Origin of the sequence: Botryobacter ruber (assembly GCF_003347595.2) — a bacterium.
In the GTDB taxonomy this organism is placed as follows: Bacteria; Bacteroidota; Bacteroidia; order Cytophagales; family Hymenobacteraceae; genus Pontibacter; species Pontibacter ruber_A.
The window spans coordinates 100,991-122,917 of sequence record NZ_QCZK02000041.1 but is presented as its reverse complement, the minus strand read 5'-3'; the positions used below and the strand labels follow the sequence as shown (position 1 = coordinate 122,917).

General features: G+C 48.0%; 18 protein-coding genes and 1 pseudogene. 12 read left to right on the top strand and 7 right to left on the bottom strand.

Going from position 1 to position 21,927, the window contains the following annotated elements; genetic code table 11:
- Nucleotides 1–171: 171 nt before the first annotated feature.
- On the bottom strand, nt 172–621 hold the full coding sequence (locus DCW36_RS13350) for a YkvA family protein (protein WP_114779045.1): 450 nt from the start codon (nt 619–621) through the stop codon (nt 172–174).
- Between the two features lie 195 nt (nt 622–816).
- On the opposite strand from DCW36_RS13350, the gene DCW36_RS13345 reads away from it, so the two are divergent.
- Nucleotides 817–1,371 (top strand): SRPBCC family protein, encoded by a 555-nt coding sequence (locus DCW36_RS13345; protein WP_114779043.1) that lies wholly within the window; start codon nt 817–819, stop codon nt 1,369–1,371.
- Nucleotides 1,372–1,424: 53 nt separating this feature from the next.
- Here DCW36_RS13345 and DCW36_RS13340 read toward each other — a convergent pair whose 3' ends face one another.
- Both DCW36_RS13340 and DCW36_RS13335 read right to left on the bottom strand, forming a co-directional pair.
- Complete coding sequence (locus DCW36_RS13340; protein WP_114779041.1) at nt 1,425–2,852, bottom strand: PhoH family protein; 1,428 nt, start codon at nt 2,850–2,852, stop codon at nt 1,425–1,427.
- A gap of 451 nt (nt 2,853–3,303) precedes the next feature.
- Nucleotides 3,304–3,549 (bottom strand): DUF3820 family protein, encoded by a 246-nt coding sequence (locus DCW36_RS13335; protein WP_114779039.1) that lies wholly within the window; start codon nt 3,547–3,549, stop codon nt 3,304–3,306.
- A 702-nt stretch (nt 3,550–4,251) separates the two neighbouring features.
- On the opposite strand from DCW36_RS13335, the gene DCW36_RS13330 reads away from it, so the two are divergent.
- Both DCW36_RS13330 and DCW36_RS13325 read left to right on the top strand, forming a co-directional pair.
- Nucleotides 4,252–4,434: a hypothetical protein gene (locus tag DCW36_RS13330; RefSeq protein WP_128396975.1), complete on the top strand. Its 183-nt coding sequence runs from the start codon at nt 4,252–4,254 to the stop codon at nt 4,432–4,434.
- Between the two features lie 10 nt (nt 4,435–4,444).
- Nucleotides 4,445–5,263 (top strand): LuxR C-terminal-related transcriptional regulator, encoded by an 819-nt coding sequence (locus DCW36_RS13325; RefSeq protein WP_114779035.1) that lies wholly within the window; start codon nt 4,445–4,447, stop codon nt 5,261–5,263.
- Between the two features lie 63 nt (nt 5,264–5,326).
- Here DCW36_RS13325 and DCW36_RS13320 read toward each other — a convergent pair whose 3' ends face one another.
- Together DCW36_RS13320 and DCW36_RS13315 are read right to left on the bottom strand one after the other, a co-directional pair.
- Entirely contained in the window at nt 5,327–5,635 is a 309-nt protein-coding gene (locus tag DCW36_RS13320) for a hypothetical protein (RefSeq protein WP_114779033.1), read from the bottom strand.
- A 291-nt stretch (nt 5,636–5,926) separates the two neighbouring features.
- A complete protein-coding gene (locus DCW36_RS13315) occupies nt 5,927–6,349 on the bottom strand; it encodes a hypothetical protein (RefSeq protein WP_240676174.1) in 423 nt (140 codons plus the stop codon).
- Between the two features lie 467 nt (nt 6,350–6,816).
- On the opposite strand from DCW36_RS13315, the gene DCW36_RS13310 reads away from it, so the two are divergent.
- From DCW36_RS13310 to DCW36_RS13285, 6 genes and pseudogenes are all read left to right on the top strand, one after another.
- The gene (locus DCW36_RS13310; protein WP_114779029.1) at nt 6,817–8,073 is read left to right on the top strand and encodes a metallophosphoesterase; all 1,257 of its coding nucleotides are present in this window, start codon (nt 6,817–6,819) and stop codon (nt 8,071–8,073) included.
- Nucleotides 8,074–8,731: 658 nt separating this feature from the next.
- The gene (locus DCW36_RS13305) at nt 8,732–10,660 is read left to right on the top strand and encodes a PrkA family serine protein kinase (protein WP_114779027.1); all 1,929 of its coding nucleotides are present in this window, start codon (nt 8,732–8,734) and stop codon (nt 10,658–10,660) included.
- A 195-nt stretch (nt 10,661–10,855) separates the two neighbouring features.
- Complete coding sequence (locus DCW36_RS13300) at nt 10,856–12,124, top strand: YeaH/YhbH family protein (RefSeq protein WP_114779025.1); 1,269 nt, start codon at nt 10,856–10,858, stop codon at nt 12,122–12,124.
- A gap of 339 nt (nt 12,125–12,463) precedes the next feature.
- Nucleotides 12,464–13,984 (top strand): SpoVR family protein, encoded by a 1,521-nt coding sequence (locus DCW36_RS13295; RefSeq protein ID WP_114779023.1) that lies wholly within the window; start codon nt 12,464–12,466, stop codon nt 13,982–13,984.
- A 441-nt stretch (nt 13,985–14,425) separates the two neighbouring features.
- Nucleotides 14,426–14,665: pseudogene (locus DCW36_RS13290) on the top strand (type II toxin-antitoxin system RelE/ParE family toxin); the annotation flags it as partial.
- Nucleotides 14,666–14,688: 23 nt separating this feature from the next.
- The gene (locus DCW36_RS13285; RefSeq protein WP_114779019.1) at nt 14,689–14,979 is read left to right on the top strand and encodes a HigA family addiction module antitoxin; all 291 of its coding nucleotides are present in this window, start codon (nt 14,689–14,691) and stop codon (nt 14,977–14,979) included.
- 206 nt (nt 14,980–15,185) lie between these two features.
- On the opposite strand, the gene DCW36_RS13280 is transcribed toward DCW36_RS13285, so the two are convergent.
- On the bottom strand, nt 15,186–17,456 hold the full coding sequence (locus tag DCW36_RS13280) for a DUF2357 domain-containing protein (RefSeq protein WP_114779017.1): 2,271 nt from the start codon (nt 17,454–17,456) through the stop codon (nt 15,186–15,188).
- A gap of 11 nt (nt 17,457–17,467) precedes the next feature.
- On the bottom strand, nt 17,468–19,411 hold the full coding sequence (locus DCW36_RS13275; RefSeq protein WP_240676172.1) for an McrB family protein: 1,944 nt from the start codon (nt 19,409–19,411) through the stop codon (nt 17,468–17,470).
- Between the two features lie 237 nt (nt 19,412–19,648).
- Here DCW36_RS13275 and parS point away from each other — a divergent pair, with 237 nt between their 5' ends.
- The 3 genes from parS (at nt 19,649) to DCW36_RS13260 (ending at nt 21,761) form a co-directional block, all read left to right on the top strand.
- Complete coding sequence (gene parS / locus DCW36_RS13270) at nt 19,649–20,122, top strand: type II RES/Xre toxin-antitoxin system antitoxin (RefSeq protein ID WP_114779013.1); 474 nt, start codon at nt 19,649–19,651, stop codon at nt 20,120–20,122.
- Complete coding sequence (locus DCW36_RS13265; protein WP_114779011.1) at nt 20,123–20,575, top strand: RES family NAD+ phosphorylase; 453 nt, start codon at nt 20,123–20,125, stop codon at nt 20,573–20,575.
- Nucleotides 20,576–20,702: 127 nt separating this feature from the next.
- A complete protein-coding gene (locus DCW36_RS13260) occupies nt 20,703–21,761 on the top strand; it encodes an alpha/beta hydrolase (RefSeq protein WP_114779008.1) in 1,059 nt (352 codons plus the stop codon).
- Nucleotides 21,762–21,927 lie beyond the last annotated feature (166 nt).

Below are 21,927 nucleotides of genomic sequence, written 5' to 3'. Positions count from 1 at the left end.
ATGTACGGAAAAGTTTTGCTGCAGCCGCCACCATTCCCGCTGCTCCTGCCAAATGTACGGAGGAGCAGCGGCGGGAATGGTGGCGGCTGCAAAACAAGCCACGGGCTTAACTATTCGGGGAAGCCGGTAACCTGTTTCAGTAGTTTTCTTATTATGTTAACTATTGCTAAGTTAGAGTGTGCCGATCCCAGGCTCCATGTCTGCAATTTCTTCCCACTCTTTAAACTTTTCGATTTCAGAATGGAACGCCTCGATAAACCAGGCCATCAGGCTGATGTCGTCCAGCAGGCCAATCACGGGAATAAAGTCCGGGATCACGTCCAGGGGCGTTACCAGGTAGAGCAGCACGCCCACGCCAATCAGCATCGATTTGGTGGCCACGTTGCGGTACCTGCCCGTAGCATAGGCTTTCACTAAGCGCATGAAAGTGAACATTACCTCTTTCAGTTGCTCAAAGCCACTTTGGGTACTTTCCGTGTCAACTAATTTTGCATAGGCTGTGGTAATCAGCATTCCGATTTTTGCCGGTTTGGCCAGTATTCCGCCTGCTTTGCCAAGTAAAGATTTGAATAAGGGGTGCTGGGTTAGCTTCAGTCCTTTATTAACGAGATCGTGTACCATATTTACGGTTATTTTTAGTGTGCATCACCTACAATACGAGGTATAACACACAGTGGCTGTTATTTTCTGGTGCTTCTTGCTGAAACTAAAAAAAATTAGCCGGATAATGTAAAAGCTATCGGAAAGATAGCATAAATTGCTTTACTTAATCCGCAGAATACCGAAGCTCCTGACTTTACTCTAATACCTGATTTTATGAAATGGCTAGCTAAGTTGCTGATCCTGCTGCTGGTGGCAGCCGTGGCATTGGGCGCGTATTCTTTTACCCTTCCTGCCACCTGTGTTGTGGAGTACAGTACGGTGCTGCAGGCTTCCCCCGAACGTATTATTACCTATCTGAACAACCCAACCCAGTGGGAAAACTGGAGCGTGTGGAGCAAGCGAAACGACCCGGATATTGTGCATATGTATGGCGGCCCGCTGGCTGGTGCCGGTGCACGCCACAGCTGGATCAGCGACAAGTGCGGCAGCGGGCAGCGGGTGTTTACCGAGAGCAACCAGCCGTTCGTGCTTACTTTTGAGCAGACAGCTGCCGGCGAAACTGATACCACGGCAGGTACGATTCTGCTGGAGAAAGTGCCGGAAGGCACTCGCCTGGTGTGGCGGCAGACAACTTCTTTTGATGATAACAAACTGCAGCGGCTTAAACGCGCCTGGCGCAAATACAAAACAGGAAAAGAAGTAGAACAGGGGCTGTCGGGGCTCCAGGCGCTGCTCGGGCAGACGCAAAAGAAAAGTGCTTCCAGGTAAAACAACAGGGCCAGAGACGCTAGCATCTCTGGCCCTGTTGTTTTAATAAAGCTTTACAGCAACTCGTTTGCCAGGTTGGCCAGCTCCGACCGCTCTCCCTTCAGCAGGGTGATGTGCGCGTAGAGCGGGTGATTCTTGGCTCTATCGATCAGGTACGACAGCCCGTTACTTTGGGAGTCGAGGTAGGGGGTGTCGATCTGGTAAATATCGCCTGTAAAAATGATCTTGGTGTTTTCGCCGGCACGGGTGATGATGGTTTTTACCTCGTGCGGCGTCAGGTTCTGGGCCTCGTCTACAATAAAGAAGATATTCGACAAGCTGCGTCCGCGGATGTAAGCCAGCGGCGTGATCATCAGCTTTTCCAGCTCCACCAGCTCCTTTATTTTCTGGTACTCCTTGCTTGTTTCCGGGAACTGGTTCTGGATGTACTTCAGGTTATCCCAGAGCGGCTCCATGTAGGGGTTCAGCTTCGATTTGATATCACCGGGCAGGTAGCCGATGTCTTTGTTGCTCAGGGGTACCACCGGGCGGGCCAGGTAAATCTGCTTGTAGTTGCGACGTTGCTCCAGCGCACTCGCCAGCGCCAGCAGGGTTTTCCCGGTGCCGGCCACTCCCTGTATCGTTACCAGTTTGATGTTCGGGTTGTGCAGGGCATGCATGGCAAAAGCCTGTTCCGCATTGCGGGGTTTCACGCCAAAAGCGGTCAGTTTATCAATCCGCTCCAGCTGTTTTTCCTGCTGGTTGTAAAAAGACAGCACCGAGTTCTGGAAACTCTTCAGCACGAAAAAGTGATTGTCGGCTGGCGGTTCCGTAAAGAGTTTGTAAACATCGCAGGAGCCTTTCTCATACAACTCATTTACCAGGTCTGCCGGAATATCATCCAGGGTGTCGTTGCCGGTGTAGAGTTCGGCTACATCCTGTATCTTGCCGGTTTCATAGTCTTCGGATACCAGGTTGAGCGCCCTGGCTTTCAGGCGCAGGTTAATGTCTTTGGTAACAAGCACAATTTTAGCATCGGGTTGTTCGAGCTGCAGCGCCAGGGCGGCGTTCAGGATGCGGTGGTCGTTTTTGTCGCCAAAGATTTTGGTGGCATCCAGGTGCGACGAATCGTCCATGAGCACTTTAAACATGCCCTTGTTTTTCCCGTTCAGCGGGAGCCACTCCTGCAGCATGTGCTCCGCCGACAGCTTATCAATAAAGCGGATAAACTCCCGGGCCTCGAAGTTTTTAATGTCGTTGCCTTTCTTAAAGTTGTCGAGCTCTTCGAGTACGGTAATCGGGATGGCCACGTCGTGTTCCATGAAGTTCTGGATGGCGCTGTGGTCGTACAGGATAACGGAGGTATCGAGTACAAATATTTTTTTTGATTTGGAATTGCCTGCCGGCGATGCGTTTTTGTTTGCCGTTTTTTTCTTTTTAACTGTTTTCGGATCGGTTGTTTCTGTACTAGCCGGGGTGGATGCTTTTGACGCTTTTAGCATACGTATAGGGGTAAGGGTGGAACGGAGCTTAAAAGGGATGCCAGGCCTGCAGCAACAGTAAAAGCAGGAGCAGCACTAAAGCTAATTACGTAAATTTTAAACTATGGATGGTAACAGCTATGCCGGTTTGCCCACGTTTTGTGCAGCTTTACCGCCGAAAAGTAAAAGGGAAATTTTAGTTGGCTGACAATGAAATTGTTAGTGAGGAGAAAAGGAAACGTTAATATTTTCGAATCCGCAAATTTTTATGTGTTGACAGCGAAAGCAAAAGAAAGGGAGAAGAGCTTTTGGAGGGGCTATAAAAAGAAGAAAGACTCCTGTTTCCGGGAGCCTTCCTTTTATCATTAAGATCGAAATCTTCAACTTTAGCCATTCTTTTATACGGGAGCCACCGGGGTGAAGGTTACGACCATCTCAAAAAAAGGAAAATAAATTTATAACATGCTGAAAATCAACGAGAATAATTTTGTTTATTTTTGAGTGGCGTTAGCAAATGGCCCAACCCGTTCAGTTTGATCTCATAAATTGTAGCCAGCAGCATGCCCAGTTTCCCCTCCGGAAAACCCTCCCGCTGAAACCATTCCAGGTAGTGCACGGGCAGGTCGCACAGGAGCGTACCTTTATATTTGCCAAAGGGCATCTTCATTTTCACCAGTTCGAGCAGCAGCGCCGGGTTTGGTTCCGCATTTAAAAACATGAATCAGCAGTTAAGGTTTTTGTCTGGCAACTTCTAAAAATTCGCCGCTATAAAATTACAGGTCTTTTTGCTTTTCCTGCAAGCAGGGCAGGTGTTTTTGAATTACCGGAAAGGCCATGAACGGGAAGTATAACTCTGCTTCACGTGAACTGAATTTTTGCACAAACCATAACCTGGCCGCCGACAGAAACAAATCGTGTTCTGGAAAGAATTTAAATAATAAAATTTGTGCAAAAAACTTAGGTTTGGTATTGACTTTTAAAGTTGTAGTTATTAGGTTTAACCTATATATGAAGTAAATAATTTTGTACAGCTTGTGTTCTTTCAAGCTTTTTAATTAATATCTCAGCTTATTATTGCAGTTTTTCATTCTGTTGCTTTATCCCGGAAGGAGGCTGCCTGATTTTAGAATACCAGGTAAAAAACTCCGATAGCTGTATTTAATTATACTTTACTGATGTATTTGTTCACTCCATACTACTTTTTTACCTATGAAGACTTTACCAACTTACCGTTCGCGGTTCTACATGTTGCCGTCTCCCGGGCTGAACCGCTCTTTCCGTTTTACATGCACATTTTCTCGTCTCAGTACCTGTCTGGCAGATTCGTAGCACCTTTAGCAACACGATTATAAAAATCAGGCAAATTATTTCTTGTGGTATCGCAACAGGTCTTCCGGAGCAACAGCGTATTTTCTTGCGCTTGAGCCGGGAACGGACCTGGTATAGGGTAGTGGAGGGAAACCAACGACCAGGGGCTAACCTGTACCGGTCTTCTCCTCCTGCTTCGCTGTATGTAACAGGTTTTACGGCTGATCTGCTTGCCTGCAAGGGGAGCGCCTGTACCAACCTGCCGCACCCGGACTTCTTCTATACCGCTCTCTAATTCTACGCCCATGAAACAAACACCAATAACAAAACCAGCAGTGTCTGCGAAAGCAGAACTGCCGAAAGCGTACATGGAACTGGTTCAAATCTGGAAAAATATAGACTATGCACCTGTACCGGCTGATTACCAGCAGTTGATAAAATCAAGTGCCGCGTTCGCCACTGTCCTGAACCAGTCTCCCTGTGTTACCTGGATCCTGGACCTGCGCACACAGCGTTTCGATTTTATCAGCTGTAATACAAATTCTTTGCTGGGGTACGATACCAGCCGCTTTACAGAAGAAGGGCTGGATTTCTGCAATGAAATTATTCATCCCGACGACCTGGCCCGAACCTGGAAACTCAACAAGACCATCTGGGACCTGATCAGCAGCGTAGAGCCGGAAAATCGCGGACAGTACAAGTTTAACTACGATTACCGCATCATAAAAGCCAACGGCAAACAGGCGCGCATACTGGAGCAAAACTCAGTGCTGCAACAGGACAGAAACGGCAACATTACGCATGTGCTGGGTGTCTGCACCGATATCTCCCACTGGAAGCGCAACGACCACCAGCTGGCTTCTGTTATTTCGACGCTGGATAACTCCTGTTTGTTCTTATCCTCCGATGAGGAAGGCAACTGCTCGCCCAGGGCAATTTTAAGCAAACGCGAGCTGGAAATAGTCAAACTAATGGCGGAAGGCTACAGCAGCAAATACATCGCCGATAAGTTGTTCATCAGTTTCCATACGGTGAACACCCACCGGCAAAAAATAATAGAGAAAACGCATACCCGGAATACCACCGAACTGGTGCAGTTTGCCATCTGCAACGGGCTGATTTAAGTGTTTTTATTTGCTGCACCTGCCACCACAGCCTCTGCTGCTCATTAAATTACCGGCAGCCGCTCACCATTCGGTATCGGAGGCGCTGGTAAAGCCAAAGCCCGGCCTGTAACGGGTGCCGGTGCCGTGGAGGTGGTTCCACATGTCTATCTCCAGTTTCTGCTTGTCGAGCACCAGGAACTCCTCCCAGAGCTGCTGGTCCTCGTTTTCCATGTGGTCTACCAGGTCACTTAGCTGCACGTTCCACGCCTCTGCAATCTTTTCCTGCAGGGCGGTGTTGGTGCGCAGCAGCTGCTCTATTTTTATCCTGAAGTAAGTGTTCAGTTCTTTATAGCGATCTTCGTTCCAGTTTTCCGGTTGCATGTTTTCCATTTTATCTTAAATCTCTCTCTTTCTCCAAAACCATTGATATACTTTCAGGTTCAAAAGTAGAACAAAACTCCCCCCTTGTCCAAGGCTAATCTTGTAGGGAAAAAGAAAAGGTACTGGAGCAAAGTTTAATTTGCTGGTGTGAGCTTGTAGCTCGTACTTACTTACCACGATAAAAAGCATGATGGTTAGTAAATATGCAGCATTTTAACTTGGAAAATGAAAGTACGAGCTACAAGCTCGCACCAGCGCACCCGTTTCCCTACAAAATTAGCTTCAAGGAGGGGAGTTTGATTAAAATTCTTCATCCGGTGCCGGACCCTCGGCATCGATGCCCGGCGGGTTGAAGAGTCCCCAGGGGTCTGTCACGTAGTTCCAGGGGTCGAAGCCTTTCACCCACTCCACAAACAGCTGGCGGTATTCTTCAATGGCTTCCCGGATAAGGAAGAGGTACTGCACTTCGCTGAAACCGAACATCTCCAGCGAGGTGCAGTGGGTCAGGATTTCGCGTGCTGCTTTCCGGATAATGACGGCATTTTCCATCCGGATGTCGTAAAGGTCGCCTGCCTCGGCGCCGGACACTTTTATGGTGAGCAGCATGGCATCCTGCAGCAGCATCGACTTTAAGGAATCCAGCACCTGGTCTTCTTCCGAAATCAGGCCGGCAATATTTTTTACCAGCTCAAAAATTTCCTGGCCTTTTTTAAACAGGGGCATTTGCTCCGGGTTTATCATACCGTCTCGTCTTCTTCTTTTTTGGTAAATGTTAGAGTATGTTTAGATTTCGCTTGCAATAACGAAATTTAAACATACTCTTAGATCTATATGCTCTTAAATCTATCGTAAGACGCAAGGTACTAACAGAAACTATAAGACTGAAACTAAATTGCCGGGCGAGCAAGAGCAAACACAGTGGTAACCGGCTGCTGTTCCTCGCTTAGCTATTCCAGCAGAAGAAAATCAGGTTGCAGTTCAGCACCTGCGCAGCAACAAGCCGGAGTACGCCTATAGGAGTGCTTTTTGGAGACCAGGAGGTAACCCATTCAGGTAGAAAATATCTAAATAACTGCTGCACACATCCAATTTCCTTTAACATCGTTAAAACTCTTGTAACGACAACTGTTGTAAAACAGCAGCGGGCAAAGCAGGAAAGGCTCCTGTACCCGGCGAGAAAACTCAGCACCATGCAGCGCTTTATCCTGATCCTGGTGATCATCACCCTCATCCTGGACTGGTACGTGTACCAGGGCATTAAGAGACTGACAGCAGGCCTGGAATCGCGGCAGCTGCGGCTGGCCATACGCTGGGGCTACTGGGTGTTGTTTACCGGGTTGATCGTCGGATTTGGGGCTTCCATTTATGTGCGTTTCTCCACCGACCGGGCAACGCCGGTGGTGCAGTGGTTTATCAATGCCTTCCTGACTTTTTTGATCACCAAGCTGGTGTTTGTCCTGGTGTTGTTGGCCGAAGACATCAGCCGGATGTTTGTAGCGGCATTCCGCTTTTTCAGGCATGCAGGGAAAGACGATCCGAAGCCGAAGCCCCTGCTGCCGGGCCGCCGGAAGGTTGTGAGTCAACTGGCGCTGGCATTGGCAGCCGTTCCGTTTTCCGCGTTTGTATATGGTGTTACCAAAGGCAAATATGCGTTTAAAGTGCGGCGGCAGGTGCTGTACTTCGAGGACCTGCCCAAGGCATTTGATGGCTTTACCATTACGCAGGTATCGGATGTGCATGCCGGCAGCCTCGACGATGCCGCAGCCGTGCAGCGGGGTGTGGAGCTGGCACAGGCGCAGCAGTCGGACCTGTATGTGTTTACCGGCGACCTGGTAAATAACTTTGCCTCGGAGATCGAGCCCTTTATGGAAAGCTTCAGCCAATTGAAAGCGCCCTACGGGCAGTTCGCGATTTTGGGCAACCACGACTACGGCATGTACCACGAGTGGCCCAGCGACGCCGCCCGGGAGGAGAACCTGGAAAAGCTGAAGCGTCACCATGCGGAAATGGGCTACCGCTTGCTGCTGGATGAACATGTGGTCCTTAAAAAAGGAGGCGAAGAACTCGTGCTGCTTGGCGTGGAAAACTGGGGGAGGGGCTTTATCGTAAAAGGGAATTTGGATAATGCCCTGAAAGGAGTAGACAAAAAAGCGTTTAAGGTCCTCCTCTCGCACGACCCTTCGCACTGGACGGAGGTTGTAAAACAGCACCCCACCCACGTACACCTGACCTTGTCGGGGCATACGCACGGGATGCAGTTCGGGGTGGAAACGCCACTGGGGAAATGGAGCCCGGTGCAGTACCGGTATGAAAACTGGGCAGGCCTGGCTTACCATAACAACAGACAGCTTTATGTGAACCGTGGCTTTGGTTTTATTGGTTTTGCGGGGCGGGTTGGCATCTGGCCGGAGATTACCGTGCTGGAACTTAGGAAAGGAAAAGCTTGATACTAAATGTCTTATAATATTTCTGTAAAATAATTTCAAAAAAACATTATCAATATTGAATTTTTAATTCAACCGTTCTGTTACAGGAATAGCCCCTGCATCCGGATGGTTTCAGAGAGAAAAAAGATCAGACAACGCAGGCGGGCCAAATCTTCCAACCCGTAACAGGCACGAGCTGCCCGACACGTTATCTTAACAGAATCCACCAACTGACGCTGTTCCGGCGATGGAACAGCGGGAAAAACTGACATCAGAGTCATGCATCCGTGGGCAAGAGCCGCTTACCCCTCATGTAGTTCCGGACCTTTCCTCCTAAACCGGAAAACTTACCCGGACCACCTCTGATAAGCCGCTGTTATTTTCGGGCAGGCGAAGCCGTCACCCGTTCCTGCAGTGTGTACAAAGTTAAATACGCTCTTTTAAAAATACTTTTATTTAAAGGCTGGCATATAGCCAAAACTGGCAAGGTATTTTCTGGGAGTGTAGCTAAACCTAACAAATGTTTGTTAGTGAAACAGGGTTTTTCAGATCGATTATTGAGGAGTAGCGGAAAGCCCCGGAAAGAAACGACGAGATACTGCTCCTGCATTTGGTTAAAAAGTGATTTTCATATAAGGTTAAAAATCACTAAATTATATAGGTTTTAAAATGTGTTGTTATGGGTATCTTAGAAAAAATAAAGACCAATTACAGTTCCTCTATCAATGAAATGACAGTAGCTGCCTACCTGGAGGAATGTAAAAAAGATCCGAAAATGTACGCAAAGCCTGCCGAAAGAATACTGGATGCAATTGGGGATCCTGAAATTCTGGATACCCGGCAGGACCCCGTGCTGAGCAGGATCTTCTCTAATAAAAAGGTGAAAATCTATCCGGCCTTCAAGGACTTCTACGGCATGGAAAGCACCATCGAACAGATTGTTTCCTACTTCCGCCACTCGGCTCAGGGGCTGGAAGAAAAGAAACAGATTCTGTACCTGATGGGGCCGGTGGGCGGCGGTAAAAGTTCGCTGGCCGAAAAGCTGAAGCACTTAATGCAGGAGTTTCCTATTTACGTGCTCAAAGCCAACGATCAGATCAGCCCGGTGTTCGAGAGTCCGCTGGGGCTGTTTGCCGATTATGCAGACGAGCTGGAAGCGGAATACGGGATTCCGGCCCGCTACGTGCCCGGCTGCATGAGCCCCTGGGCCTCCAAACGGCTCCGGGAATTTGACGGCGATATCAACCGGTTCAAAGTTATCCGGCTGCACCCTTCTATCCAGGACCAGATTGCCATTTCCAAAACAGAACCTGGCGACGAAAACAACCAGGACATCTCTACACTGGTAGGTAAAGTAGACATCCGGAAGCTGGCTGAATACCAGCAGAGCGACCCGGATGCCTACTCCTATACAGGCGGCCTCTGCCTGGCCAACCAGGGCCTGATGGAGTTCGTGGAGATGTTTAAAGCGCCTATCAAAGTGCTCAACCCGCTGCTGACCGCCACCCAGGAAAAGAACTACAAAGGTACGGAGCCGATTGGCGCCATTCCGTTCGACGGCATTATCCTGGCGCACTCGAACGAGAGCGAGTGGGCCAAGTTCCTGAACGATAAAAAGAACGAGGCCTTCCTGGACCGTATTTACAAAGTGCAGGTGCCGTACTGCCTGCGCGTGAGCGAAGAAATAAAAATCTACGAAAAGCTGATCCGCGAAAGTTCGCTGCGGGCTGCTCCCTGCGCCCCGAAAACCATCGAGCTGCTGGCCGAGTTTTCGGTGATGTCGCGCCTCAAAGAGCCGGAAAACTCCAGCATCTATTCCAAGATGCGGGTGTACAACGGCGAAACGCTGAAGGAAACCGATCCGAATGCCAAGTCCATCCAGGAGTACCGCGACGATGCCGGTATCAACGAAGGGATGCAGGGTATCTCTACCCGCTTTGCCTTTAAGATCCTGTCCAAGGTGTTTAACTACGACAGCGAGGAAATTGCGGCGAACCCGGTTCACCTGCTGTATGTGCTGGAGCAGGAAGTAATTAAAATGATGCTTCCGCCCGAAACCGAAACCAAGTACCTGACCCTGATCAAATCGGTGCTGGCCAGCAAGTACGCGTCCTTTATTTCCGACGAAATTCAGAAAGCTTATATCGAGTCGTACAGCTCGTACGGTCAGAATATTTTTGAGAAGTACGTGATCTACGCCGACCACTGGATTCAGAACAACGACTACCGCGATCCGGATTCAGGAGAGATTTTCGACCGCCGCATTCTGAACGAAGAGCTCGAGAAAATCGAGAAGCCGGCAGGCATTGCCAACCCGAAAGATTTCAGGTCGGAGGTAACCAATTTCACGCTGCGCTACAAAGCCAACAACGGCGGCAAGAGCCCGCGCTGGGATTCGTACGAGAAGATCAAAAACGTAATCGAGAAAAAGATTTTCACCAACACCGAAGATCTGTTGCCAGTTGTTTCCTTCACCGCCAAATCGAACGAGGAGGACGAAAAGAAACACATGGACTTCACCAGGAGGATGCGCGAACGTGGCTACACCGACAAGCAAATCCGAATCCTGGTAGACTGGTTTATGCGCGTAAGAAAAACGATGGCCTAGAGAGTTAGAAAGTTTGGAAGTTAGAAAGTTAGAAAGTTAAGAGTCAGATGATTATTGTCGTCTGAATGAGGATTTGCTGAATTTTAGAAATTACAGAATTCCGGTTTCATTTTTACCAGTTTCTAACTTCCAGATTTTCAAATTTCTCAACTCCCAAACTTTCTAACTTTTTAACTTTCTAACTTCCAAACTCCCATGAGCAGTATCATCGACAGAAGAAAGAACGACAAAGGGAAGTCGACGGGTAACCGGCAGAAGTTCCTGAAGCGGGTGGAAAGCCAGATCAGAAAGGCGATACCGGATATTATCAGCCAGGAAAGCATTAAGGATGCCGACGCGGGGGGGAGTGTGAAAGTGCCGGTGCGCGGCATTACCGAACCCAGCTTCCGGCACGATTCCAGGACCGGTACCCGCCAGATCGTGAAGCCCGGAAACGACCGCTTTAACGAAGGCGACCGTCTGCCCAAACCCAAGGAAGGCGGGGGCGGCAGTGGCGGCGGCAAGGGCTCCAACAGTCCCGGTACCACTGAGGATGAGTTTACGGTGGTACTCTCGCGAGAGGAGTTTATGAAGTACTTCTTCGAAGACCTGGCGCTGCCTAACATGGTCAAGAAGCTGATGGAAAACACGGAGAGCTTCGAGATGAAACGGGCCGGTTACGTGCGCGACAGCGTGCCTTCCCGGCTCAACATCAAAACCAGTTACCAGCAGTCGCTGGGCCGTCAGCTGGCGCTGAAAGGCGTGTTCGACAAGAAGCTGCAGAAACTAAACGAGCAGCTGGCCGCCACTACCAAAAAGAAAGAAAAGGAAGCGCTGCAGGAGGAGATCGAGAAGGTGAGCCGGCAGGCCCAGACCATCCCGTTTTTCGAAGACCTGGACCTGCGCTACAACAATTTCGAGCGGGTGCCCAAGCCCATTACCTCCGCCGTGATGTTCTGCATCATGGACGTGTCGGCCTCCATGGGCTACCACGAAAAAGACGTGGCCAAACGCTTCTTCACGCTGCTCTACATCTTCCTGACGCGCCAGTACGAGAACGTGGAACTGGTGTTTATCCGCCACCACACCGAAGCCAAAGAAGTAGACGAGGAAGAATTTTTCAACTCGAAGGAAAGCGGCGGTACCATTGTGGCGCCCTCGCTGCAGCTGATGGATAAGATCATACACGAACGCTACGCCGAAGGCTGGAACGTGTACTGCTGCCAGGCTTCGGATGGCGATGTGTGGTCGAAGCAGGACGCGATGGACTGCCGCCGCATCCTGCAGGACACCATCCTGCCCGAAGTGCAGTACATGGCCTACATCGAGATCAACAACAAAAGCCGCGAGAGCGACCTCTGGCAGGCCTACCGCCAGCTGGCCAACGACGAAACATTCGCCATCCGGCACCTCTTCCAGGTCTACGAAATCTGGCCGGTGTTCCAGGGGCTGTTCCGGAAGAAAAGCGAGACGGTGGGAAGTTAGGAAGTTTGGGAGTTAGAGAGTTTGGGAGTTGCAGGGGGCGAAAGAAATAATGTAGGGACAGGTCGCGACCTGTCCAATCGGCTGCGAACCAATCATGCACAGGTAATGAAGTAGGTGAAGGCCGCAATGGTTCAGGAATAATCGAATCTACTTATTTGGACTGGGAACGATTGGATCGGCTGCTGTGGATCGGGAACGATTGGACAGGTCGCGACCTGTCCCTACGAAACTACGTGGCACCAGGAGCGGAGGCAATGGTGGCTGGTGCTGAAATTATTTTAGGGGCTTGTGGCAGGCTCCGGGCATTATTATCTGAAATCACCAGAAAATACGAAGGCAATGATGGATATAGAGAAATACAGAGCGATGTTTTGTAACCCGAACTGGGACTACGAAACACTGGAGGCCGCCGACGAAATTATCAGCCGCATCGGGCGGGACTACCTCAAGCTGAAAACCTACCCCAACCAGATCGAGATCGTGACGTCGGAGCAGATGATCGATGCTTATTCGCTGATCGGGCTGCCCACGTCTTACCCGCACTGGAAGTTCGGCAAGGACTTCGTGATGAACCAGAACAACTACACCAAGGGCCGCATGGGGCTTTCGTACGAGATGGTGATCAACTCCAACCCCTGCATCAGCTACAACATGGAGAACAACTCTACCTGTATGATGCTGCTCGTGATCGCCCACGCCTGCCAGGGCCACAACGCGTTCTTCGCCAACAACTACATGTTCACGGACTGGACGGCCGCCGAATCGATCGTAGATTACATGGTGTTTGCCCGCGACTATATTCTGAAGTGCGAGGAGGAGTATGGCGAGGAGGAAGTGGAGAACGTGCTCGATGCCTGCCATGCGCTCATGAACCACGGCATCGACAAGTATAAGAAGCCTACCAAAAAATCGGCACTCGAAGAAAATGAGCGGCTGCGAAAACTGGTGTCGGCGAAGCGCGAAAACTACAACGAGCTGTGGCGCACCATTCCGTCGGGTGGCGGCAAACTGAAAGAGGCGGCCCTGCGCGACGAGCACCAGCGCTACCCGAAAGAGCCGGAAGAAAACATCCTCTATTTCATCGAGAAAAATTCGCCGAAGCTGCCCGACTGGAAGCGCGAAATCATCCGGATCGTGCGGAAGGTGTCGCAGTACTTTTACCCGCAGTCGGCTACTAAGGTGATGAACGAAGGCTTTGCGACCTTTGTGCATTACCACATCGTGAACAAACTCTACGACGAAGGCTACGTGAACGACGGCTTCATGCTCGAGTTTATCAAAAACCACAGCGCCGTGCTCTACCAGCCCGACTACAACAGCAAGTTTTACTCCGGCCTGAACCCCTACACGCTGGGCTTCAACATTTTCATGGACATCAAGCGCATCTGCGAAAACCCGACGGAGGAGGACCGGCAGTGGTTCCCCGACCTGATCGGCAAGGACTGGCTGGAGCAGGTGCATTACGTGATGGAGAACTTCCGCGACGACAGTTTTATCCTGCAGTACCTTTCGCCCAAGGTGATGCGCGACATGAAGCTCTTCACCATCATCGACGATGAGCACGAGAAGGAGTACGAGATCGGGGCCATCCACAACGAGCGCGGCTACCGCAAACTGCGCGAGCAGCTCAGCCAGCAGTACGACCGCTTCTACCACATCCCCAACATACAGGTCACCAAAATAGACCTGCACAACTCCAACCGCATGCACCTGACGCACTTCATGCAGAAAGACCGCAAACTGGACCCGGAAGAAACCAAGTCCACGCTCGAATACATCCGCTACCTGTGGGGTTTCCCGGTGGAGCTGCACTCCAAAAACAAACTGGGCATTAACGAGAGTACCTTTGAGGTGGTGTAGGCGCGGAAACAAAAGCTGAAAATACCCGGAGCGGTGTCTCCAAAAACCTCGCAGCGTCTTCAGGTCGAAGATCCCGAAGAATTTCGGGGACCTGCGAGCGTTTGGTGCCAGCAAAGCCGGCGTTTTCCGGTTCATTTCCGGTCGCAAAACTTTTCTGCTGCTGTCACCATAGCCACTGCTGCTGGCCAGACACTCGCAGGAGCCCCCGAAATTCTTCGGGGCAGGTGCGCACACTGCGAGGTCTTTTGAGCCTGCTGCACTTTTATTATTTTCTGGTAAGCCTGAGAGAGGTGTAGGGACGGAAGCCTGTAGCTTTGTTGCTACAGGTCTCTGTACCCGTCAACTAAAACCTGAAAACCCATTGTTACTTTTAAAGTAATATGTTATAGTTGTAGAAAGATAGTTAGTTTTAAGCTCATGGGGTTTTAGCGGTTTTTCTTAAAGGGAGACGGCTCCAAACTAAACCCTATGCACCTGGACAGGATAAACGAGATACTTACTTTACTTAACGCAGCCGTTAGTATTCAGGACGTTAATGTTCCAGGATACGCGCTGCATCAGCTCAAAGGCAACCTGAAAGGACATTGGGCAGTGAAAGTCAGCGAGAACTGGAGAATAACCTTCAGGTTTATCGGCAAAAACATAGAGGTGCTGGATGTGAACTACATAGACTATTATTAAGTTAAACGTAACTCAATGCTCCCATGATCATGCACAATCCCGCCCACCCAGGCAAAATTTTGAGGAATTACACTGATGCCACCGGCTTATCTGTTACCCAGATTGCAGAAAAGATTCGCATTAGCCGTAAGGTGCTTTCGCAGATACTTAACGGCCATGCCGGTATCAGTGCGGAAATGGCCTGGAAACTCTCCGCCGCTTTCGGTACCAGCCCCGACTTGTGGATTAACCTGCAAAAGCAGTACGATTTGTGGCAGGCAAAACAACGCGTTGATGTGTCGGATATCGAGCAGCTGCTTAAACCTGCCGCGTAAAATTGAAACCGAATAAACTACTCTGCTCTTGCTACCATAGCCTCTGCTGCGGAACAGACACTCGCAGGAGCTTCGCACACTGCGAGGTCTTTTGAGCCTGCTGCACTTTTGTTAATTTCTGGTAAGCCCGAGAGAGGTTTAGGGACGGAAGGATGTAGCTTTTTTGTTACAGGTCTCTGTACCCGCCTTTAAAGACTTCGTTCAATTCAAACTTTAGCTTGCATCAGTTCAGTAAGGGATACTGCAAATGGTAAGGCTGAGCCTCTTCCAGATTTATGTTCTTCTAGTTTTCTTATATCCCATTCTGCATTCACAAACTCAGCACTACCTACCTTTTCAACTTCGTACACCAGATAAAAATCTTGAGTTTGATTAATGTAGTTTCTTGCTGTCATCTTTTGTTTTGAAAATACACGTGGTCCTTTTCCCTTAATGCGCCAGATTTCACCCGAGACTAATTGGCCTTTGGTGTGGAGTAACAAGTATCTTGCACCGGCTTCTGCAGGTCCTAATTGTAAAGAGCCTCGGTTACTATCCATTCTTGCATTATACAACCCTTCTTTCTTAATCCATTCAAGATGTGTTGCATCTTTATAGTAGCCAATCAGTACGTTTGTTTCATCTGGCGGAAGTGCTCTGTCTTGTCCATAAAATTCAGGGAGAGGTTCATGCAGTATATCATCATTCTGATTTCGGTGGATATCATAAATGTGATAGGATGCTCTTTCACGTTGTGATGATCTGTCGAGAAAATGGTTAATAATTTCGTGTATGAATTCTTTTAGCTCTGGGATGCCATTGTCTGTTCTGGATGGTTTGATAGGAAATGCACCAAGGCCAGGTATTAATTCGTGAAAGCCTGTTCTGTTATAACTTTGTGATCCGGGATAGAGAATATAAGCACCTCCAGTCCTTCTTATTGCATCTCTGTATGCATGCATTTTAAAGAGATCGGCACGTTTATAATTTCCTTTCTTTTGCTCCCTTTTTTCTTCCTCCAGATCTTCATCTTCTTCTCCCAGAATTTCATTAAGATCTGAAATTTTATACTTCGCGTCGAAATGAATATGAACGATTAGCTCCTGTTCTTCAGCTTCAGATGCAGTAATTCCTATTGGCCAAATACTTAATGTATAATCTGGTCGCATATCTTTTGTCCAACTCCCTCCGGAAGGATATTTGTGCTCACCAGTAAAGGTGCGGTTGAAGCTGAATCTGATATTTAGTTTTCTGCTTCCGGTTTCATAAACACCTTCAAGCGGAATGTATTTGCCGGATTTAAGTTTCAATCCTAAGCCGTCGGATGTCGGCTCTATTAAAGCACCTATGGCTGCTGAATTAATATGAAAAAGTTCTTTGAATAAATCCAAAAGAGTAAAGAACAGCCAGTATTCATATAAAACAGCTACATCTCTTTTACCGGCACTATACACATCTTCACCACCACTCCAAACCAGTTTAGCTGCAAGGTCAAACATTAGCCATACGCGTAATACCTCACGGTATCCTTCTTTCCGCTGTAAAACAGGACTGTTCAGTGCCAGGGAAGAGGGAGGTGATATATCTTTAAAAAAAGAGTGGCTAAGCAGGTTCTCTAAAACTTCTTCTAATAGGACAGCTTCCCTAAATGCCCTGTCACCTGGTTTAAGATGGGAGCGGATATCCGCACAAAATTGAGAGAAAGTTGTAAGTGCATGCTTTATAAATCTGTTTTCAGGTGTATCTACTGTTTCATGTTTACTTTTAACTGTTAACTGCGCCGGAATGGAAGCAAACCTATTTTGTAAACGATGTTGCTCAGGAACTTTAATTCTGTCTGGACCAGATGCAAATTGTTTTATTATTGCATTACCCATTCGTCTGGCTCTTCTGATATCTCTTACTTCTTCTTTCTCAGCCCATAGGGTTACAGGAAATGAAACTATTCGATGGACGGCCTCTTTAAAATCTGATGAACCAATAACAGAGTTAACAAATGCAAAACGTTGATAAAGAGTTTGAGGGTTATTGTTAAAATTTATAGTGTAGTTTTGTGTTACCGGTGATGAATGCTGCATCAGAAGGTCTGTACATCTCTCCGTGATATCTTCCAGCATAAACCTGTAATCTTGGCGATATGTTGTCTTTACAGATCTTACTTCCAGGGGAAAAGTACCTTTAAGTTCTGATGTAGTTTTATCTAACACATCAAGCATCAAAGTCCCTACATAAATATTGGGTGTTATCCGACCAGTAGATTCATTTACTCTTGATGAATTAACAACTTTAGGTATTTCCTTTAGTTTATATTCTCCGGAAACTACATACTCATAGCCAAAACCTTCCAGTAACTGTAGCGGCGCCTCGCCAAAGTCAGCTGCTTCGGACTCATCTATTAACTGTAGCGAATGTTTCTTGTTCGACTCGGCAAAAATTGTGAAATCTATTTTGCTTCCGTCAGACAAAGATACTTTTACGGTTTCTTTCAAATCAGCCATATCCTGGGATATTAAGCTTCTGCAAAACTGGTAAATCCGTCCTGAACAACAGCTTTATGCATGCGATAAATTTTCTCCAGCGAGAGAGGAAATTTTACTTTAGAAGTATCATCAAAATTAAATTCTTCCGAATTATTAAGTACAGCTACTGCGTCTTCACTTCGAACCACACAGAGTGTAGCAAGGGCTTTCAGGCTTGCCTCAATTTTGCGTCTGGAGCCATGTATTTTGGGTAACAGTTTTTGCATTACTGCAGCATCCACTATCTCATCAGTAGACCAATCTGGATTTATTGTCTTTACAGTCTCAGCAAACCTGTTTATTTCTGATGCAGTTCTGTAGCCGAATTCGGCTCCGACTTTCTTTAATTCTCTAAAAAAATCCAGCATAGTTGAACTCAATTTCGCTGCATCAGAATAACCTGAACCGGTTGATTTTGCTACCCTTAAAAAGTCTGTAGCCATGTTAGCCCCCCGATGAACTAATAAATCAAAATCCACTTTAGCAGGCTCAGCAAAGTAAGCTGACATTTCATCAAGCGTAACTCTGAATTCTATAGCGTTTGCTCTATCCAGCACTTTAGGACTGAACATATAGGTTGTCTCGTCGATATTGACAGTGCCAATAATAAAAACATTTGCTGGTAAAAAAATTCTAGGAGGAACCTCTTCCAGATTCTTATCATTTGCATGAAGTGGAATAGCTTCACCAGACTCCATAGCACTAAGAAAGTCTGCAAAGTATCTTTCTACATGGCTGAGGTTCATTTCATCTAAAATTAAAAAATAAGGCTTATCTGCATTCTCTGGTTTGTTAGCCTCTATCAGTAACTTTAATGCTCCGTTTTCTGGAACAGCATATCTTTCAGGTTCTAACGCATTTGGATATCCAAGTAAGGGTTCTCGATTTGTCCAGTCTGCTCCGACTGGTACAATACAGATTTGGTTGGCATCTTCACTAATCCAATGTGCGAAAGCTTGTGCCAGTTTGGTTTTTCCTGAACCTGAAAGACCGGTAAGAATTACAAACGGTTTAGTACAGAGGGAGGAAATAAAGCGGATAATAAGCTTCTCAGAAAAAGATAATCTAGCTATTTCTGTATGAGTCTTAAATATTTTAAAATCAAAAGCCTTATTTAGTATTGACTTTGATTCTGATACGAAATTTAATTGTCTTTTACTGGTCTCCAGTGGTAGTTCTTTATACAGGTTTATTAATGTCAATAAATCATTGTCTATTTCTGCTTTGCTTAATCCAAAGTCAAAACTATTACTATCAATTGAGTAATAACTATATACATAAGACTCACCATAACGGTCTGGTTTATTTTGAAATCTTTCTTTAAAAAGACTATCAATGGTTTTAGTTTCTGAGCCCAAGTTCCACTTGAATTTAGGTTCCTTGGTGTCACTTAGGCCATATGCTAAAACCAATAAATTTTCGTGTCTATAATAAAGGAATACAGGGTAAATACCATTCGATACGGCCTGTCCTTCCCTCAAAAAAGCTATCCAAGGAACACGTGCCTGATTGCCTTGACCAAAGCTTACCTGTACACTTAAGTCGTTAAATGATTTTGGATATGACTTAGTTTTTAAATCTGAAGACTGTGCTTGTCTCAGAAAATTGCGAAGAATCTCCCAAAAGGAGGAGTCTTTTTTGACTATTGTAAAACCGTTTTCCTCTAACATCTCAAAGCATTCTGTATTTAAGCCACCGTCAAATGTTTTCCTATCAAGTTTATCTCCATTGGCATAGATGTTAGCATAAGATACCACAAGTTTTGGTGGGTACTTCTTACCATTAAAATCAACATCATAAGTTGAAGAGTGTGCTTGAGGAGGTATTCCTTCTATATCAATTTTTTTTATAGCATTAAGAATGTGCTCTCTTCGAATGTTAGTGGGTAAAGACATGTTATAAGCTTCATGCAGATATAAAGATTCAAGTCTCAATATATAAAGTTTAAATCAATATTCTCATAATTAAGTTATATCTGGTACAAGATATAATTCTCTTCCCTTTAAACCCTCCAAACATCTTTCCACCCAAACCCGGTAGGTCTCCAAAGACCTACCGGGTTTCCCTCATTTCAGCCACTCCCTCCAACACACCAGCTTAATTTGCTTACCAGAAAATTTTCCGGCAATCTTTGAAAATTTTCGTACATTGGAGTAACAACGCTATCCACTATGCCCGCTACCACCACACCGCAAAACCAGACGCCCAAAAAAAGGAAAACTGCCGCCCGAAGCGCTGGTGCCGAGCTTCTGGATTTGGAAACTGTAGTACTGGAGCCGTTTAAGCTGGTGATGACAGCGCGGGAGGGGATAAAGGCTGGTGTAGCATTCGGTGTGGCGGAGCGGTTGCAGTTGCACCTGAACCAACTGGCGAGCCTGCTGCATACCTCTGCCAAAACACTGCAGAACTACCGGCAGAGCAGGAAGAAACTTAATCCGGCACAGAGCGAGCAAACCCTGAAACTACTGGCCTTACAGCTCAAAGGCAATGACGTGTTTGGTGCTCCGGATGCCTTTCGCCGCTGGCTGGAGAAACCTGCCTATGGCCTGGATGGACAGGCACCGCTCTCCCTGCTGGAAACCAGCGGTGGTATTGACCTGGTGATGGAAGAACTCGAACGAATTGCTTTCGGCGACCTGGCTTAAATGGATGTTTACAGAATTTGCCTTGCAAAGTATGCCGGCGAACTGGTGGCCTCCGGCCTGCGTGCCCGCTGGAACCGGAAAGGAAATTTTGTGATCTATACGGCTGAAAGCAGGGCGCTTGCCTGCCTAGAGAATGTAGTACACCGAAGTGGCGAAGGTTTGAGCGATGTTTTTAAAACAGTAGTCATCGCTGTTCCGGATGAATTGCCTGTAGAAGTTGTTGCTGCTGATTCCTTACCTGCAAATTGGCAGGAAACAAAAGATTACCCTGTCTGTCAGGAATTGGGCAACGCCTGGTACGAACGAGGCGAATCGGCAGTTTTGCGCGTGCCTTCTGCCATTATTCCGGAAGAGCATAATTTCATCCTGAACACACGCCATCCGGATTTCGCTCAACTAAAGATCAAAGCCGTGGAAGATTTTTTCTTCGATCCCCGGATTAAATCTGGCTGACATTCGACACCAAACCCGGTAGGTCTCCAAAGACCTACCGGGTTTTTAACGCACCCCGTATTCAACCTACCGGGTTTTCTTCTCCAAAAATCCGTAACTTCCCCCTCCAAACCCTTACCAAAACGCCATGAAAAAACTCCGCCTCCTGCTATCCCTTACTGCAGCACTCACCATACTCACAGCACTTCCTGCATTCGCCCAGAAGCAAGGCACCATCGAACGCATTAAGGTGCATGGCAAGGCGCTGGAAGGAAACCTGGCGGGCGACTCGCCGGACCGGGAGGTGTCGGTGTACCTGCCGCCCGGCTATGGCAAGGAGAAGAAGCGGCGGTACCCAGTCGTGTACCTGCTGCATGGCTACACCGATTCCGATGCTAAAACCTTTGGGCTGGAGAAACACTGGATGAGCCTGCCCAACGAACTGAACAAAGCTTTTTCCGAAGGCAACAAGCCTGAGATGATTGTGGTCACGCCCAATGCCTACACCCGTTTCCAGGGCAGCATGTATTCCAACTCCGCCACTACCGGCAACTGGGAAGACTACATCGCCAAAGAGCTCGTGGCCTACATCGACAGCCACTACCGCACCATCCCAAAAGCCGGTAGCCGCGGACTGGCCGGGCATTCCATGGGCGGCTACGGGGCCATGCGCATCGGGCAGAAGTTCCCGGAGGTGTTTTCGGCCCTCTACCTGCTGAGCCCCTGCTGCCTGGAACCCCAGAGCTTTATGCCCCAGGACAGCGCCGCCCGGGCCCGCGTAGAAGCCGTGCAAACGCAGGCCGACCTGGAGAAAGCCGATTTCTTTACCAGGATCATCTTTGCCTCGGCAGCTGCCTGGTCGCCTAATCCTGTAAAGCCGCCTTTTTACCTCGACCTTCCGGTGGAAAACGGGCAGGTACAGCCCTCGGTGCTGACCAAATGGTCGGCTAACCGCCCGCTGGTAACCATCGACCAACACATTTACAACATCCGGAAGCTCAACGCGCTGGCCTTCGATGCCGGCCACCAGGACCGCAGCATTGCCGCCAGCATCAGGGAGCTCGACAAGGTACTCGACCTCTACGGCATCAAACACGAGTACGAAGAGTACCAGGGCAACCACACCAACCGCGTAGCCGAACGCATCCGCACCACGATGCTCGACTTTTTTGCCAGGAACCTCTCCTTTGAACAGTCGCGGAAGTAGGAGGGGCCGCTGCAGGAATTTTTTTTCCAGGAAATATTGCCTGGATTTATTCTGCAGCGCCTGCCATCACAGCCGCTGTGCAATTGTTCTCTTGTAGGGACAAGTCGCGACTTGTCCTGATCGTGCACCGGCAATTCCTGCCGTTCTACATTTCGCCATTTCTTTA

Coding starts and splice junctions, on each gene's coding strand:
- DCW36_RS13350 (WP_114779045.1), bottom strand. CDS start 621: ATGGTACACGATCTCGTTAATAAAGGACTGAAGCTAACCCAGCACCCC.
- DCW36_RS13345 (WP_114779043.1), top strand. CDS start 817: ATGAAATGGCTAGCTAAGTTGCTGATCCTGCTGCTGGTGGCAGCCGTG.
- DCW36_RS13340 (WP_114779041.1), bottom strand. CDS start 2,852: ATGCTAAAAGCGTCAAAAGCATCCACCCCGGCTAGTACAGAAACAACC.
- DCW36_RS13335 (WP_114779039.1), bottom strand. CDS start 3,549: ATGTTTTTAAATGCGGAACCAAACCCGGCGCTGCTGCTCGAACTGGTG.
- DCW36_RS13325 (WP_114779035.1), top strand. CDS start 4,445: ATGAAACAAACACCAATAACAAAACCAGCAGTGTCTGCGAAAGCAGAA.
- DCW36_RS13320 (WP_114779033.1), bottom strand. CDS start 5,635: ATGGAAAACATGCAACCGGAAAACTGGAACGAAGATCGCTATAAAGAA.
- DCW36_RS13315 (WP_240676174.1), bottom strand. CDS start 6,349: ATGCCCCTGTTTAAAAAAGGCCAGGAAATTTTTGAGCTGGTAAAAAAT.
- DCW36_RS13310 (WP_114779029.1), top strand. CDS start 6,817: ATGCAGCGCTTTATCCTGATCCTGGTGATCATCACCCTCATCCTGGAC.
- DCW36_RS13305 (WP_114779027.1), top strand. CDS start 8,732: ATGGGTATCTTAGAAAAAATAAAGACCAATTACAGTTCCTCTATCAAT.
- DCW36_RS13300 (WP_114779025.1), top strand. CDS start 10,856: ATGAGCAGTATCATCGACAGAAGAAAGAACGACAAAGGGAAGTCGACG.
- DCW36_RS13295 (WP_114779023.1), top strand. CDS start 12,464: ATGATGGATATAGAGAAATACAGAGCGATGTTTTGTAACCCGAACTGG.
- DCW36_RS13285 (WP_114779019.1), top strand. CDS start 14,689: ATGATCATGCACAATCCCGCCCACCCAGGCAAAATTTTGAGGAATTAC.
- DCW36_RS13280 (WP_114779017.1), bottom strand. CDS start 17,456: ATGGCTGATTTGAAAGAAACCGTAAAAGTATCTTTGTCTGACGGAAGC.
- parS (WP_114779013.1), top strand. CDS start 19,649: ATGCCCGCTACCACCACACCGCAAAACCAGACGCCCAAAAAAAGGAAA.
- DCW36_RS13265 (WP_114779011.1), top strand. CDS start 20,123: ATGGATGTTTACAGAATTTGCCTTGCAAAGTATGCCGGCGAACTGGTG.
- DCW36_RS13260 (WP_114779008.1), top strand. CDS start 20,703: ATGAAAAAACTCCGCCTCCTGCTATCCCTTACTGCAGCACTCACCATA.